At 72.3% G+C, this 15920-nt stretch carries 7 protein-coding genes; 2 read left to right on the top strand and 5 right to left on the bottom strand.

Features of this window, described 5'->3' with window-relative positions; all coding sequences use genetic code 11:
* Window positions 1-22: 22 nt before the first annotated feature.
* Window positions 23-1264 (bottom strand): cytochrome P450, encoded by a 1242-nt coding sequence (locus tag ACGFYV_RS34825; RefSeq protein WP_393882539.1) that lies wholly within the window; start codon window positions 1262-1264, stop codon window positions 23-25.
* A 311-nt stretch (window positions 1265-1575) separates the two neighbouring features.
* Here ACGFYV_RS34825 and ACGFYV_RS34820 point away from each other — a divergent pair, with 311 nt between their 5' ends.
* The gene (locus ACGFYV_RS34820; RefSeq protein ID WP_393882538.1) at window positions 1576-2148 is read left to right on the top strand and encodes a response regulator transcription factor; all 573 of its coding nucleotides are present in this window, start codon (window positions 1576-1578) and stop codon (window positions 2146-2148) included.
* Between the two features lie 226 nt (window positions 2149-2374).
* On the opposite strand, the gene ACGFYV_RS34815 is transcribed toward ACGFYV_RS34820, so the two are convergent.
* Genes ACGFYV_RS34815 through ACGFYV_RS34805 form a run of 3 tightly spaced genes read right to left on the bottom strand, consistent with a single transcriptional unit; the run spans window position 2375 to window position 10365 of the window.
* Window positions 2375-4156, bottom strand: a complete 1782-nt coding sequence (locus ACGFYV_RS34815; RefSeq protein ID WP_393882537.1) for a hypothetical protein — start codon at window positions 4154-4156, stop codon at window positions 2375-2377.
* Between the two features lie 48 nt (window positions 4157-4204).
* Complete coding sequence (locus tag ACGFYV_RS34810) at window positions 4205-6979, bottom strand: hypothetical protein (RefSeq protein WP_393882536.1); 2775 nt, start codon at window positions 6977-6979, stop codon at window positions 4205-4207.
* The gene (locus ACGFYV_RS34805; protein ID WP_393882535.1) at window positions 6976-10365 is read right to left on the bottom strand and encodes a right-handed parallel beta-helix repeat-containing protein; all 3390 of its coding nucleotides are present in this window, start codon (window positions 10363-10365) and stop codon (window positions 6976-6978) included. The genes ACGFYV_RS34810 and ACGFYV_RS34805 overlap by 4 nt, the downstream gene beginning before the upstream one ends.
* Window positions 10366-10584: 219 nt before the next feature.
* Between ACGFYV_RS34805 and ACGFYV_RS34800 the strand changes: the two genes are divergently transcribed.
* Window positions 10585-11760 (top strand): S8 family serine peptidase, encoded by a 1176-nt coding sequence (locus tag ACGFYV_RS34800; protein WP_393882534.1) that lies wholly within the window; start codon window positions 10585-10587, stop codon window positions 11758-11760.
* A gap of 111 nt (window positions 11761-11871) precedes the next feature.
* Here the strand turns inward: ACGFYV_RS34800 and eccCa are convergent, their stop codons facing one another.
* Window positions 11872-15825 carry a type VII secretion protein EccCa gene (eccCa, locus tag ACGFYV_RS34795; RefSeq protein WP_393882533.1) on the bottom strand — a complete coding sequence of 1318 codons (3954 nt, stop codon included), beginning with the start codon at window positions 15823-15825 and terminating at the stop codon, window positions 11872-11874.
* Between the last annotated feature and the right edge of the window lie 95 nt (window positions 15826-15920).

Here is a 15920-nt window from a genome sequence, read left to right as displayed (position 1 = left end):
CCGCCGCGTCGGCACGGTCGTATCAACCCCAGCGCACGGGAAGAGACTTGAATCCCTGAGAGATGAACGAATCGATCGGCGAAAGCTCGTCCGCGGGCACGGCGAGCCGCAGATCAGGAAACGCCTCGAACAGCGCCGGCAGCGCCAACTGCGCCTCCATCCGGGCCAGCGGAGCGCCGAGGCAGTGGTGAGCGCCGTAGCCGAAGGCGAGGTGCTCCCGCTGGGAGCGGGTGATGTCGAACCGGTCGGCCGTCGGGCCGTAGTACTCCGGGTCGCGGCCCGCCGCCGCGTAGGCGGCGACGATGGGCTCGCCCGCCCCGATGACGACACCGTCGCCCACCTCGATGTCCTCGACGGCGTACCGCAGGGGAAGGGTGGCGACGCTCGGCGCCCAGCGCAGGGTCTCCTCGATCACGTCGTCCCACGACGCCCGTCCCGTACGGACCAGTTCCAGCTGCTCGGGATGGGTCAGGAGTGCGTGCACGGCATTGCCGATGAGGTTGACCGTCGTCTCGTGCCCCGCGGACAGCACCAGCAACAGGGTGTCGAGAAGCTCCTGTTCGGTGAGCCCCCCGAGGTCGCCGTCACGGGTCGCGATGAGCACGCTCGTGAGGTCGTCCTCCGGCTGCGCCCGCTTCTCTTCCACGAGTTGCCCGAGCAGCGAGTAGAGCAGCGTGTAGGTCGCCATCACCTCGTCCGGGTCGGCCGCGGTGTTGAAGACGCCGTCCACGGCGCGCCGCAGATCGGGGCGCATCTCGGGCCGCACACCGAACAGTTGGCTGATGACCTGGATGGGCAGCGGGTGCGTGTACATCTCCCGCAACTCCACGCCCCGGCTGCCGTCCACGTCCCGCAGAGCGGCGATCAGGTCCTCCACCATGCCCTTGACCACGGGGCGCAGGGCCTCCGTGCGTCGCGCGGTGAACGCCGGGGCGATCAGCCGGCGCAGCCGCTGGTGCTCCATTCCGTAGGCGGTGAACATGTTCTGGACCGCCACCCAGGTGTACAGCGGCCACGTCTGCGGGATCTCGCCCCGGCGGAAGGCAGGCCAGTGCAGTCGAGGGTCCTTGGAGACGTTGGGATCCGTCAGCAGGCGCTGGAGCAGCGGCCGGCTGTTCACCGACCACGCCTCGATGCCGCCGGGCAGTTCGACGCGGACGCACGCGCCCGCCGCGCGCAGAGCCGCCGCCTCGCCCGGGATGTCGCGCCCCAACGGGTCGATGGGAAACGCCTGTGCTCGGGGAACTGCCTGCTCCGGTGCCATCCTGGCTCCTGTTCTCACGGCCGGTCGGTGCCGCAATTGGATCGATGTCCTTCCGCGTCCGGCAATCGCTGCGGGCGTGGACCGCACGTTTTGGCCCTCGCGGTGTACGACGGGGCCGTGGCGCGAGACGAACACAGCACGGTGAGCGATGTCTTGTGCTCACTCGGTCAAGTCCCGGTGTGCCGTGATGAGGCACATTGCGAGACACGGAGGCACACTCCGTACCCCCCTACCCGGACAAAGAAATGAGAGCGATCGTGGCGTCGGTACTCGTGCGAGTCATCGGCGGAGATCCGATCACGGATGCCGCCATGACCGTCCTACTGGAACAGGATCCCCGGGTGGAGATCGTCCCCCCGGAGCGCGACCGGGAGGCCCAGGTCATTCTTGCCCTGGCCTTCGAGGTGGACGACGCTCTGATGTCCCGGATCAAGGCGGCCCTGCTCGAAGCCCGCATGCCGGGAGTCCGGATGGTCATCGTGGCGGAATCGATGACGCAGGCGCATCGTGCGTGGGCGCGGGCCCACGGGCTGACCCATCTGCTGCACCGCGGCAACGTCCGCGGTGAGACGGTGGTGCAGGCCCTGCTGGACAGGGGCAGGGGATGGGCCGGCCGTCCGCCCGCCCGTGAGGGAGCGGCGGCGCACACGTCGGGCGCGCGACCGGCCGGGCCGGTGCGGGAGGGCCGTGCGCCGGCCGGGCACCCACGCGAACTCGACGTGCTCCGACTGCTCGCGGACGGGTTCAGCACGGCTGAGATATCGGCGCGCCTCAACTACTCCCAGCGCACCATCAAGAGCATCATCCAGAGGATGCTCGAACGCCGCGGCCTGCGCAACCGCCCCCATGCGGTGGCCTACGCGCTGCGCCGCAACCTGCTCTGAGCGCGCGCCGACCGGCACGGCAGAGGGGCGCGTCAGACCGGCACGGGGGACCGGAACGACGGCACGGAACGACGGAACGGAACGACGGAACGGAACGACGGCACGAAACGACGGCACGGAACGACAGGCCGGAACGGCAGATCGGCACAGCGGACCGGCACAGCAGAGGGGGCCCGGATCATCCGGGCCCCCTCCGTCATGTCCCTGTGTCAGGGTCGCGGGTACGTCAGTGCTGCGTACCGCTCGCCCACAGCACACGGCCGTCCGTCGCCAGGATCGTCAGGTTGCCGTCGTTCTGCATGACGAGCTTGGCGCCCGGGTTCCCAGGGGTGTTGGACGACCAGACGGTCTGGTCGTTCGCGCCGTACACGACGAAGTTACCGTCGTCCTGGAAGACGGCGCGGACACCGCGGCCCGCGCTTCCCGCGGACCAGCGCACCTTGCCCCTCTCGTCGATGATCACGAGATTGCCGTTGCCCTGCATGGACAGGGACAGCCGGTTGGTGGACACGGACTGGCCCGGGTGGAGCACGTACGTCCCCTGGATGACCCGGGTCTGGCCCGGCTCGGCCGCCGGCTTGGCGGCCATCCGGGTGGTGCGCGGACGCGTGGGCTGGGCGACGACCGCGGCCTTCTTCTTCGCGGGCGCGCTCTGCCGGTGCACCGCCGGCTTGGCAGCCGCAGGCTTCGCGGCGGCCGGCTGCCGGGTGGCCGGCTTCGCGGCCGCAGGCTTGGCGGCTGCCGGCTTCCGCGCGGCCGGCTTCTCGGCGACAGCCTTCTGCGCCGCGGGCTTCTCGACCGAGGCGCTCGTCGCACTGGTCGTGCGCGTGCTCGACCGGGGCCCGGTGTCGGCGGTGTCGGTGGTGTCGCTGGCGTTGCTGGTGTCCCGCGCCTCGTGCGTCCTGGTCGCGTGGTGCTTCTTGGGCGCGTCGTGCGTCGTGGCCGTCGAGTCGGACTGCTTGCCCTCGTCGTCGGCGACAGAGGCCGAGGCCGGACCCTGACGCTCCTCCGGCACGTTCGCCCCGAACACCACCCGTCCAGGCAGGATGCCGGTGCTCGGCTGCTGCCCGTCGGGGCCGTTGACCGTGCTGTCCGTGTTGTTGGCGTTGTTGCCGTTGTTCGCGTTGTTCCCGTGGTCGGCGTGCTTGTCCTGCCGGCCCTGAGCGTCGGCGCCCTTCGCGTCGGCGCCGTGCTCGTCCTCCCCGGGCACCTTCGGAGGCGTGTAGTGCGACGTGTCCGCCGCGTCCGGGTCAGCCGAGGCGTCCGTGGCGTCCGAGGGGTTCGCGGAGTCGTGCCCCGTGTCCGTCGTGTCCGCCACACTGTTCTGCCCGGTGCCAGTACCGGTCGCGGTGCCAGTACCGGTGCCGGTCCGGCCGTCGCTCTCCTGCTTGCCTGCCGCGCCCTGCGGGCTGGGCCAGGCCGTGCCGGGGTCGCCGAGCGTGGCGGCGGGCACGGCGCTCGGATCGCCGAGCACCCGGGTCTCGCGCGAGCTCGAACTCTCGTGCTGGACGACGAGCGGCACGGACACCAGGACCGCGCCCGCGATGGCCGCCGCCGCCATGAGCGGACGCCCACCGGGTCCCGACGACGTCTGACGCGCCGGACGCCCCGGGTTTCCGGAGGCGGCGGTGGCCGAGGTGTCGAGCAGGGGAGTCACGGACGCGACGGTCCCGTCCGCGTCGGGGGCGGTGCCCTCGTCGTTGGCGATCACCGCCTGGGGTGCGGCGGCCCCCGCGGGCTCTGGTGCGGCGGAGGCGTCGGAACCCGACTGCCGACGGGTGCGCGAGGCGGCCGGCGTGCTGTCGGCGTCCGGAGCCGGCTCCGTCACAGGGGCGGTCTGGGACCGGGCGGGCGAGCCGGGCTGCGACACGTAGACGGCCGTGCGGCCCGAGCCGGCCGCCGAGGTGCTGTCCTGCAGCGCGACGGCCTGGCGGATCCGCAGCCGGTCCCTGGTCTCCAGCTCAGGGCTCGGCGGACTCTCGCTTTCCGTTCGTCGTGCTCGTGCCATGGTGATCTCCTTGTCGAAAGGTGGTGCCGGCCTGGTGGCTCGCGTCGCTCAGGACAGAGCCGGCGCGGCGGGTGCACCGACGGGGTCGCCCGCCGGCCGTTCGGTCAGCCGGCCCGCACAACGCTCAGGCCAGGCGGTCGCCGGATCCCACTGCGTGGCGGGCAACGCCAGCCAGGCCAGCAGTCGTTCCTCGAACAGTGCATCCTGGGGGTCGAGTTGACCGGCGCCGGCCGCAGGTGCGGACTGAGAGAGCTCCCTCAGCAGAACCATCCGGCCACCGGGCCCCTCGCGGGTACCGAGGACGCGCAGTCGCGTTTGCGGGGCGAAGACCACCTCTTCGGGGCCCTCCGCCGAGGTGTCGTCGAGCAGCGGACGAATACGCCGGGCGGTCGCCGACCAGATCAGGTACCGGTCGCCCCCCGCCTCGGGCAGCGGTCGTTCTCCGGCGAGCGCGCTGATCGGGTCGGCCGCGCTCAGCTCGACGCCGGGCACGAGCGACTCCACCGAGGCGCCCTCGGGGCCGGCGCTGCGGACGGCCGGACCCCGGTACGAGGGCAGCAGCCGCAGGCCCGCGGCGAGGGCGGGGCGTCGCAGGTCGTACGGCAGCCGGGCCGCCTCGTCCGTGACGTACGCGTGCACGACCGCGAGATCATTGCGCATCGCGTCGTCGACACGGTTGCGCACGGAGGGCAGCCGCGTCACAGCACGCTGGACCGCCTGGTGGTGGAGCTGCCAGCTGTCGCCCAGCGCGGTACGGATGTTCTGCACCTCCCCCTGGCCGTTCACCGGCACGGGAGCCGGCCGCGCCGGCGCGGGCGCGACGGGAGACGCGGGCGCCACGGGCGCGGCAGGGGCGGCCGGAGCCGCGGGTCCCGCGACCTTGGACGGTGCCGGTGCCAGTGCCGTCGGCCGCACGGGTTCCGGCGCTCGCACCGGGTCCGGGACGTTCGGCGTGGCCGTCGGCAGGGCGGACTCCGCCGTCACGCGCGAAGAACCCGCCGCCGCGGAATCGCCACCTACGTCAGATGACGGAGACGGTGACGGAGATGACGTAGTGGCCTGAGTCGGCCCCGGCATGCCGCCGTTGCGTACCGGTACCCCGTCCGGCGCCGCCGAGCCCAGACCGGGCGCGCCGGTCGAAGGACCGCCGGCCTGAGGAGCGCCGGTCGAAGGAGCACCGGTCTGGGAACCGCCGGTCGTGAGCCAGCCGGGCAGTGCCGCCGCCGAGGCCGCGCCGCCGCTGGGCTCGGCCACGTTCACCTGAGGCAGCGCCAGCATCTGTGTGGTCTCGGCGGGGGCGGGGGCGGGGGCGGGGGCGGGGCGGGCGGCGGTGTCGTGCGTCACCTCGGCAGGTGCCAGCGACGGCTCGGTGGACGACATCAGCGAGGGCGGTGCCGCGACGGCGGCGGCCGGAAGGCCCGCGGGCTCCGGGAGCGCGGGCGCCGTCCGCTGCCCGGCCGCCGAGGCGGCGACCGCGGCCGGAACCGCGGCGGGTGTCGGGACACCGGGGATCCAGCCGCGCGGCGCGATGCCGATCTCGTGCCGCACGGCGAGCCGGCGCAGCTGCTTGACCTGGTCGCCGGAGCACTGCGCGTGCACCTGCAGCAACGCGCGCTCGCGGCCCCCGGGTTCCAGACGGGCCAGCAGCCGGTCGAGCACCGGCACCAGCGAGTCCGTCATACGGCTCGTGGGCAGGCCGAGATCGATGGCGAGCACATCCGCCTCGATGGGACGCTCCCACGTCCCGGGCCACTCACCCGAGGGGCCGATCCACAGCCCGGCCCGGGTGACCGCCACCTCCCACTCGTCGGAGAGCCGGTACGTGCCGTCGGCGATGCCCGGCGCGATCCCGTGCATCGGGGGACGCCAGCGCTTGAGCCGGGGCGCCGGGCCGCTCGGCGGTCCGCAGATGACCGACTCGACGTACGGCTCCCAGGTGGGCTCCCCGTCGGGCCGTACGAGGACGGTGCGGGACTCGAGGATGTCGGAGTCGGGGGAGTCCACCAGCAGGGGCAGTCCGCTGGAGACCTCCACCTCCGTGCCGAGCAGGTCCGCCACCTCGACGGCCACGGGCAGCAGGTCGCCCGACCAGGGCACCAGCCGTGTCGCCGTACGCACCTGCGCGGGGAGCGCGGCCAGGACGCTGGCCACCGCGTCCGCGGTGGGCGCGCCCACTCCGGGGCCGCCCACCAGGAGGATCGCGCTGTTGATGTCCATCGGCAGGGTGTGCGCGAGCGGCGGCACGGGCGGTGTCCCCCAGTGCCCGGGACGCAGCAGCAGACCGGCGGGAATCTGGTCGATGCGATGCCCGTCCGCGATGTCGGCGGTCAGCCGGGAGCAGGCGGGCTGCCAGGACGGGGGAGGGAACCGCTGTCCGATGATCTCGGGCGCGAGCCCGGGGACGAACCGGAGCCAGCGGTACGGGCTGAACAGCGTGCCGCCGGGGCCGATCACCGGCGTTCCGTCGCACGCCACGACCTCCAGCGGCCATGCCTCGGTGATCCGGCCCGCGAGGCCGGACGCGGCGCCGTCGGCCATCACCAGGGTCACGCCCTCCACCCGGTGCCGTACGGCCTTGGTGAGGATCCCGGTGAACTGCTCCAACAGCGTGTCGTCCGCCGGGACTTCGCTGTCGACCAGCAGAATGACCCGGTCCTGGGCCGAGTGCTGGAGCGAGTGCGCCGCGTCGGCCAGGTGGTCCGGAGCGTGCTCGGAGGGGTGGAAGAGGTAGACACCCGCCGCCGGGTCGCTGACCCGGCCCGCGTCTTCCCCGGCCGGGCGGGCCGACGTCCTGCGACCCAGAAAACTCTGCCACAGTTTCATGGCCGAAGACTCCTGTCATGCTGGAGGATCTGGGCGGCCGCGTCCGGGAGGGCCGCGGGCGCGAAGGGCAGGTCGTCCGGCGTCAGCAGGCTCAGCGCCTCCACGTCCGGCTGGGTGAGACCGCTGAGCCGGCCGGCCTGCCGGGTCATCATCTGCTCCACCAACTGGCGGGCCAGGCGGGCGTTGCCGAAGGAGCGTCCGCGCGGCAGGGTCTCGAGGTGGTGACGCATGGCCACGGTCGTCTCGGGCGCGAGGTGGTACCCGAGGCTCACCGTCTGCTGCTCCATGATGGCCAGCAGTTCGTCGGTGGTGTAGTCCTCGAAGCCCACGTGCCGGGAGAACCGGGAGGCCAGGCCCGGGTTGGAGTCCAGGAAGCGCCCCATCTCCTGCGTGTAGCCGGCGACGATCACCACGACTTCGTCGCGGTGGTCCTCCATCAGCTTCAGCAGGGTGTCGACCGCTTCCCGCCCGAAGTCGGACGGTGCGTCGGCCGGTGTGAGGGTGTAGGCCTCGTCGATGAACAGCACACCGCCCAGGGCGCGTTCGAAGGCCTCCTTGGTGAGCTGCGCGGTGTGTCCGATGTAGCGGCCGACGAGGTCGGCTCGTGCCACTTCCACCAGCTGGCCGCGCGGCAGGACGCCGAAGGAGCGCAGCAGATCGGCGTAGAGCCGGGCGACCGTCGTCTTGCCGGTGCCGGGCGGGCCCGCGAAGACCAGGTGGTGGCTGATGCGGGGGGTTGGCAGTCCGGCCGCCGCACGCTGCCGCGACGCCGCGAGCAGGTCGACGATGCCTCGCACCTCGTCCTTCACGGCGGACAGGCCGATCATGCCGTTGAGTTCGGCGAGCGCGGCCGAGTCCGCGGGCTCGGCCTCGCCGCCGGCGTTGACCAGAGCCGCTTCCTCCTCACCCACGTCCTCCGCGACCAGCAGCGTCAGATCCGCCTGGCTCACCTCGGCCTGGGAGGCGAGCCGGAACGCCTGCCGGTCCACCATCTGCTCGAAGACCTTGCGCGCCGCACGGCCGTTGCCGAACGTGGCGTCCCGCGGCATGCGGGTGAAGTGCAGGGCGAGGGCCTCGCGGGCCTCGGTGGCCAGCTGGTAGCTGTGCGCCGTGCACATGTTCTCGACGATCGTGACGAGTTCGTCCACCGTGTAGTTGACGAACTCGATGCTCCGGGTGAAGCGGGAGGCGAGACCGGGGTTGGCGGCCAGGAACCCCTGCATCTCCTTGGAGTAACCGGCGACGATCACCACGACCTCGTCCCGGTGGTCCTCCATCAGCTTCACGAGGGTGTCGATGGCCTCCTGACCGAAGTCGGCGCCTGAACCCTTGCTGTCCGACAGCAGGGTGTAGGCCTCGTCGATGAACAGCACACCGCCGAGGGCACGTTGGAACGTCTCGGTGGTCTTGATGGCCGTACCGCCGATGATCTGCGCGACCAGGTCGGCCCGGGAGACCTCCACGATGTGTCCGGAGGGCAGCGAACCCAGCTCCGCGAGGATGCTGCCGTACAGCCGGGCGACCGTCGTCTTGCCGGTGCCGGGAGGGCCCGCGAAGACCAGGTGGCGGCTGGTGGGCGGCGCCGGCATGCCGAGTCTGGCCCGGTGCTGCGCCAGCCGGTTGAGGTTGACGAGCGTGGTGACCTGGTGCTTGACGCCCTCCAGGCCGACCAGCGCGTCGAGTTCGGCGAGCGGACCCTGGGGCGCTGCCGGTGTCCCGTCCACGCCGACGTCGGAGGAGTCCGCGCCCCCGCGTGCCAGGCCGGGCGCCGGCTCCTGCCGCGGCGCTCCTTCCCACACGTCGGCCGCCCCGTTCGAGGAGCTGACCAGGCCGTCCACGGTGAGCCGGGGCCCGGGGCGGGAATGGCGCAGCCCGGCGCCCCTGTTGCCGCGCACCGTGCACCCGGTGACCGAGATCTGCTCGGCGCTGTCGATGCGGATTCCGTCGCCCTTGCTGTCGGTGAACTCACAGGCGTTGAGGCCGGCCCGGCCGCCCGCGGCGATCAGGATGCCGTGCGATCCCGGCTCCTTGACCTGCACCCGGGTCAGGGACGGCTCCCCGCCGTCCTCGACCGAGATCCCCTCGGTGCCGGTGCCCGTGATCTCGCAGTCGCGCAGGGAGCCCCGGCCGAGCGAACCCACCGACACACCGGCCTGCTTGGAGTGGCGGATCGTGGTGTTGCCGACGTGCGGATTGCCGTGTCCCTCGATGCGCAGCGCCGCGGCCCCGGTGTTCTCGATCTCGCAGTGCTCAAGACGGCCGCGGCCGTCCTCGGCGACCTCGACGCCGAACCCCTTGGTGCCGCCGATGCGGACCCGGCGCAGCAGCGGGTTGGCACCCGAACGCACCGACAGACCGTGCCCGCCGGCGTCCTGCACGTCCATCCGGTCGATCTCCGCCGCCGACTCGTCCGTCAGCGCGACGGCGACACCCTCGGAGTCCTTCACGACGGTGCCGGTGAGGACCGGGCTGCTGGACTCCGTGACCCGGATCGCGGCCTGCGCCGAGGTACGGAAGACACAGTCCTCGTACGTGCCCCGGGACTTGCCGGTGACCAGCAGTCCGCTGCCGCGGGTGTCGGCGGTGCCGCAGCGGCGCAGCAGCGGGTTGGAACCGGCGGCCACGACCATGCCATGGCCCGTGGTGTCGGTGACCTGGACGTTCTCCAGCACCGTGTGCGAGGTGCTGGTGACGTAGACACCGACGGTCACTCCGGTCACCGTGACGTCCTGGACGATGACGCTGCTGGCCCCTTCCAGGGCGAGGGCGGGCTTGTCCGTGGAGGAGATCTCGCAGTTCTCCACGGAGCCGCGGGCCTCGCCGTTGGCCAGGACGCCGTTGCCCCGGGCGTTGCGCAGACGGCAGCCCCGGACGCTCAGCCGTCCCTGGTTGATGGCGACGATCGCCGACGTGCCGAGGTGCTCGATCACCGAGTCCTCCACCGCGCTGGGCTGCGAGGAACTGACGACGATCCCGGCGCCCTCGGGGTTGGTGATACGGCAGTCGCGCAGGGCCAGCGAGCCCGTGTCGGACGCGGACACCGCCGTCCAGCCCTTGCCGACGATCTCGCAGTCCTGCATGGCGAGCTGACCCCGGGCCGCGTGCACGACCGGTACGTCGCTCTCGCCGCCGCGCAGGAGCAGGTCCGTGAGCATCACCGCCTCGGAGGCGAGGGTGAGGGCCGTGCCGCGGCGCGGCACGATCTCCACGCTGCCCTTCGGCCCGTCAGCGGCGATGGTGACCTGTGTGGTCACCATCATGTTCTCGACGTACCGGCCGGGCCGGACGCTGATCACGGCTCCCGTGCGGGCTCGCGCGAGTGCGTCGGTGATGGTCCGGTACTCCCCGGAGCCGTTGTGATCGACGGTGAGTACCTGGCGTACCACGACCGTAGCCTCCCTGGTGATGCGTGACGCCAATGGCGCAGGCTCGCATCGTCGCCCGCCACCGCGTCCCGGGACACCGGCGGATGACTGAGGTTCCTACTGAGCCGCCACGACGAATGACGTAGCCGGCGCGCACGGGCCGGTGCGCTGCTCCGTCACGTTGCCGAACTCCCGACCAGGTGAGGCACGTTGGCCCTCGGGTGCTTCTAGGCTGCGGACATGCGAGTCAACCGACGCCGAGTCGTCCCCCTGATCCCCGCCGTGGCGCTCGTGGCGTCCACGGCGGCTCCTGGCGTCGCCGCCGCCGCGAGCGGCGCCACGCTCCCTGTCGTCGTGCAGGTCCTGGCGGACAACGCCCCCTGCCGCCCGGCCTCCGCGAAGCGCGCGCCGCAGTCGCCGTGGACGCAGGACATGCTCGCCCTCGACCGGGTGTGGCGCCTGAGCCGTGGCGCCGGTGTCGCGGTGGGGGTGGTGGGCAGCGGAGTGGGCAAGACGATTCCGGCGCTGTCCGGGCGGGTGACCGCCCTCGGCGCGACGGGCGGCCAGGACTGCGTCGGCCACGGCAGCTTCGTCGCGGGGCTGATCGCCGCCGGGCCCTACGCGGGGTCGGGCTTCACGGGTGTCGCGCCGGACGCGCGCATCCTGGCCGTGCGCGCCACCGCTCCGCGCGGCGCCGCCACCGGCCCCGGGCTGGCCCGCGGGATCAAGGCCGTGGTGGCCGCCGGAGCGAAGGTCGTCGCGGTGCCGTGGGCACTGGACAAGAAGGACGCGAAGCTGACGGAGGCGGTGCGCTACGCGAATGCGCACGACGTCCTGGTGGTCGCGCCCGCGGTCCCCGACAAGGCCGGCTTCATGGGTTCCGGGGAGGCGGGGAAGCCGCACGACTTCTGGCCGGCCGCCGAGCCGGGAGTGCTGTCGGTGCTGGACTTCGGCGCCGACGGGTCCCGGCCGCAGGGCGCGGCGGTGCCACGGCACGCGGACCTGGCGGCGCCCGGAGACCGTGTGGTGAGCGTGGGTCCGGGAGGCGACGGCGCGTTCACCGGCTCGGGGTCCTCCCTCGCCGTGGGCTTCGTGGCGGGAGCCGCCGCCCTGGTCCGCGCGTACCGGCCGGACCTGAGCGCGCAGCAGACCCGGACCCGTCTGCTGGGCGGCTCCTACCCGGCCGCGGTTCCCCGCCTCGACCCCTACGCGGCCGTCTCCGGGGTGGTGCCGTCCCCGGCGGACTCCGCGCCCGCCCTGGCCGCGCCGGTCCGGCTCCCGCCCGAGGTGCACCAGGGGAACACCCGGGCACGCAGCTTCCTCGTCGCCGCCGCCGGAGCCGGCGTCGCGCTGTTCGTCGGGGTGCTCGGCTGGGTCGTCCCCAGGGCGCGCGCCCGCCGCTGGCGGGCCGGCTGACGGCCGCACGGCAGGGCGACGACGCAAGGGGGGCCACCCGGTGACGGGTGGCCCCCCTTGCGTCGTGTGCCGGGCGCCGACGGGCACCGGGCCCCGCGCCCGGTCCCGCGCTCAGCTGTCCAGCAGGGCGGTCTGCACGAGCAGCTGGCGGCGCCGGGCGATACGGATGGCCCGGCCGGGCGGCAGCAGCTTCGGCTTCACGCCGGGGAGGAGCGGGCCCTCGTTCGGCGGGCAGGACATCAGCAGCGTCGTGCTGTTGGCGTCCAGCAGTGACCTCACTATCGGGTCCGACGCGCTGCGGCCCGCGCCCGTCGCGGCCCGCGCCACGATCATGTGCAGGCCCACCTCGTAGCCCAGGACGACATGGGGCACAAGGGCTTCCAGCGGCGAGTTGAAGGCGCCGCTGCTCACCATCTCGTAGTCGTCCACGAGGACGAACAGCCGGGGACCGTCCCACCAGTCGCACAGGCGCATCCGGGCCGGCGGGATGTTCTCGTCCGGTGTCCTCGCCGTCATGGCCTGGCCGACGCCCTGTGCGAACTCCCGCAGCGCGTCGACGCTCACCGCGTGCCCGAGACGGTACTCCTCCGGGACCGCGTCGATCAGCTCGCGCCGGAAGTCGGCGACGAGGATCTTGGCCTGGTCGGGCGTGTACTTCTCGGTGATCGACCTGGCCAGCACCCGCAGCAGGTTCGTCTTGCCGCACTCGGTGTCGCCGTAGATCACCAGGTGCGGGCTCTCCGCGATGTCGTGGTACACCGGCTGGAGCTCGTTCTCCTCGATGCCGAGGGAGAGGCGGTCCCCCTCCGGCCGGGGCAGCTGGGAGTAGGCGAGCTCCGCGGGCAGCATCCGCACCGGCGGCGCGCCCGCGCGCCCGGCCCAGCCGTCGGACACCGCCGACACCAGTCCGCTGACCCCGTCCGCGAGATCGTCCGCGGACTCCACGCTGTCGATCCGCGGCAGCGCCGTGAGGTAGTGGAGCTTCGTCTGCGCGGTCAGACCCCGGCCGGGGGTGTTCGTCGGGACCGTCGCCGCCTTGCGCATGTCGATCGTGGAGTCCATCGGATCGCCCATGCGCAGTTCGAGCTTGGTGCCGATCGCCTCACGCAGCACCGGAGTCAGTTCCATCCAGCGGGCCGTGGAGAGGATGACGTGGATGCCGTAGTTCAGCCCGCGCTGCGCGATCTTGTTGATGTCGTCGATCAGGTGGTCGAAGTCCTGGCGGACGGTGGGCCAGCCGTCGATGACGAGGAAGACGTCGCCGAAGGGCTCGTCGGCGAACTCCCCGGCGGCCCTGCGGCGCCGGTAGGTCGCGATGGTGTCCACCGAGTGCTCGAGGAACATCCGCTCACGCCGGTTGAGGAGCGTGGCGACCTCGCTGACCGTCCGCCCGACCCGGTCCTCGTCCAGGCGTCCCGTCACCCCGCCGACGTGCGGCAGGCCGGACAGGCCCGACAGGGTGCCGCCACCGAAGTCCAGGCAGTAGAACTGCACTTCGCGGGGGGTGTGGGTCAGGCACAGCGACGCGATGAGCGTACGGACCATCGTGGACTTGCCGCTCTGCGGGCCGCCCGCGATGCCGACATGGCCGCCGGCCGCCGACAGGTCGATCGTCATCAGGTCCCGGAGCTGGTCGAAGGGGCGGTCGACCACACCGACCGGCACCCGCAGTTGCGCACGGGCCGCCGGGTCCGACACCGTCAGACCGCGTTCGTGATCGGGCTCCAGCGGGGGCAGCAGCAGGTCGAGCGAGGGAGAGGCGTCCAGCGGCGGAAGCCACACCTGGTGGGCCGCGGGACCGGATCCGAGCAGCCGGTCCACCGCCACCCCGAGCAGCGACTCCTTCTCCTCCTCCGCCGTCTGCTCTTCCTCCTCCGGCGCCGCCACCGGCTGCCGGGGCACCACCCAGGTGGTCGTCCAGGGCACGATCTGGTTGGCGACGCGGCTCACCGACACCGACCCCGCGGCGGCCCGGTAGTTCCCGGACACATAGGCGGCACGGAAGCGTACGAGTTCTTCCACGCCCGTCTTGAGATATCCGTTGCCCGGCTCGGGCGGCAGCGTGTAGGCGTCCGGAACGCCCAGCACACCACGGCTCTCCATCGCGGAGAACGTGCGCAGACCGATCCGGTACGACAGGTGGCTCTCCAGCTGGTGCACACGGCCCTCGTCGAGCCGCTGCGAGGCGAGCAGCAGATGCACACCCAGGGACCGGCCGAGCCGGCCGATCATGACGAACAGATCCATGAAGTCTCGGTGCGCGGACAGGAGTTCACTGAACTCGTCCACGACGACCACCAGGCTGGGCAGCGGGGCGAGCGGCGTACCGGCGGCCCGCGCGTTCTCGTAGTCCAGCGCCGACGCGTAGTTGCCCGCCTGACGCAGCAGCTCCTGGCGCCGCATGAGTTCACCGTGCAGCGCGTCCTGCATACGGTCGACCAGCGCCGCTTCCTCCGACAGGTTGGTGATGACCGCCGAGACGTGGGGCAGGGTGTCCAGGCCGAGGAAGGTCGCACCACCCTTGAAGTCGACCAGCACGAAGTTGAGGCGCTCCGAGGAATGGGTCAGCGCCAGTCCGAGCACCAGCGTCCGCAGCAGCTCGCTCTTGCCGGAACCGGTGGCCCCGATCAGCATGCCGTGCGGGCCCATGCCCCCCTGCGCCGACTCCTTGAGATCCAGGTCGACCGACGCGCCGTTCGCCGCGCGGGCGATCGGGACCCGCAGATGCTGCCCGGACGTGCGCCGCTGCCACAGGGTCGCCGGCTCGAAGCGCCTGAGGTCGCCGATGCCGAGCAGTCCGGTCAGCTCGATGTCCGTGACGAGGGGCTCCGCCGACTCCCCGCCGGTCGTGGCCCGGTAGGGAGCCAGTGCCTTCGCGAGCGCCCTCGCCGCGACCGGCCCCAGGGAGTCCGGCCGGCCCAGAACGGTCGACTGCTCACGCCGGTTGCGGTCGGTGCGCACCAGCTCGGCGTTGCCGTCGGCGAGCCGCAGCCGCAGCGTGGTGCGGCCCGGACGCCAGCGCAGTGCTCCGGAAAGGTCGAACACCACGCAGTTGCGGTAGCCGGCGCCGTCGAAGCGGTGCTCGGCGGGAACACCGCCGCCGTCGATCACCACGATGACGAGCGGCTCGTCCCGGGTCGGCGACGCGGTCGGGTCGAAGGGCGGCCGCTCCGAGAACTCGGCACCGATCAGATCGATCAGCTCGCTCACACCGGCCGCCGCCATCCGGGTCGGCCCGGCACCGTCGGTGGCCTGCGGGTGCAGCGCGTGGGGCAGCCACTTCGACCAGTCCCACTCCGGCTTGGCCTCGTCCGACACACACAGCGTGATCCATACGTCGTCCGGGCTGTGCAGCGTCGCCAACTGCCCGATGATCGCGCGTATCAGCGCGCGCATCTCCTCCGGCTCCCCTTGCATCAGCACCCGTGACCAGGCCCGCAGATACACCGCGATCGGCTGCTCGGGCACCTGTGTGTAGGCCTCCACGAAACAGCGCAGGGCGTGGGCCGTCAGCGGCTCCAGATCCTCCACGGGCCGGGTGCTCACCGGCGCGAGACGTAGTCCAAGACGCTGCGAGCCGACCGCGATACGTATCTCGCCGAAGTCCTCGTCGGCCACGCGCCGCTCCCACATGCGGCCGGTGCCCACCAGCGACCACAGAGCGGCGGGATGCGGATGGCGCCACGCGAGTGCCTCGGTCTGCTCCCCGATCGCCCGGCGCACCTGGCGACGTACCTGCGACAAGTAACGCAGATAGTCCCGGCGTTCGCCGTTCATCTTGGTCTTGCGCTCACCGCGGCGCTGCATGGACTGGCCGAGCAGCATCGCGACAAGGCCGCTCACCATCATGCCGACCGAGGTGTACATCATGGGGCCCTGCGTGCCGGGCCGCAGGTACATCATCATCATGGACATCGACATCATGCCCATGGGCAGGAAGGTCCAGACGGCGCCCGCGTTCGGCTGGACCTCCGCCAGCGCGGGCGGCTCCTGCAGGCTCACTTCGCCGTCCGGCATGTCCGGCCCGCGACGGCGGGGCGGTCTGCGGTAAAGGACCACGCTCAACGGACAGCTCCTTCGCAACGTCTTGGTTTTCGCAACTTAGGCGCCTCACGCGCGCGTGGATGCATCAGGGACGCAAATTCCGTCATCCGCACGCG

This window comes from Streptomyces sp. NPDC048297 (assembly GCF_043201585.1).
Classification (GTDB): domain Bacteria; phylum Actinomycetota; class Actinomycetes; order Streptomycetales; family Streptomycetaceae; genus Streptomyces.
The sequence above is the reverse complement of the archived record's forward strand: the minus strand, read 5'-3'. Positions and strand labels throughout refer to the sequence as shown.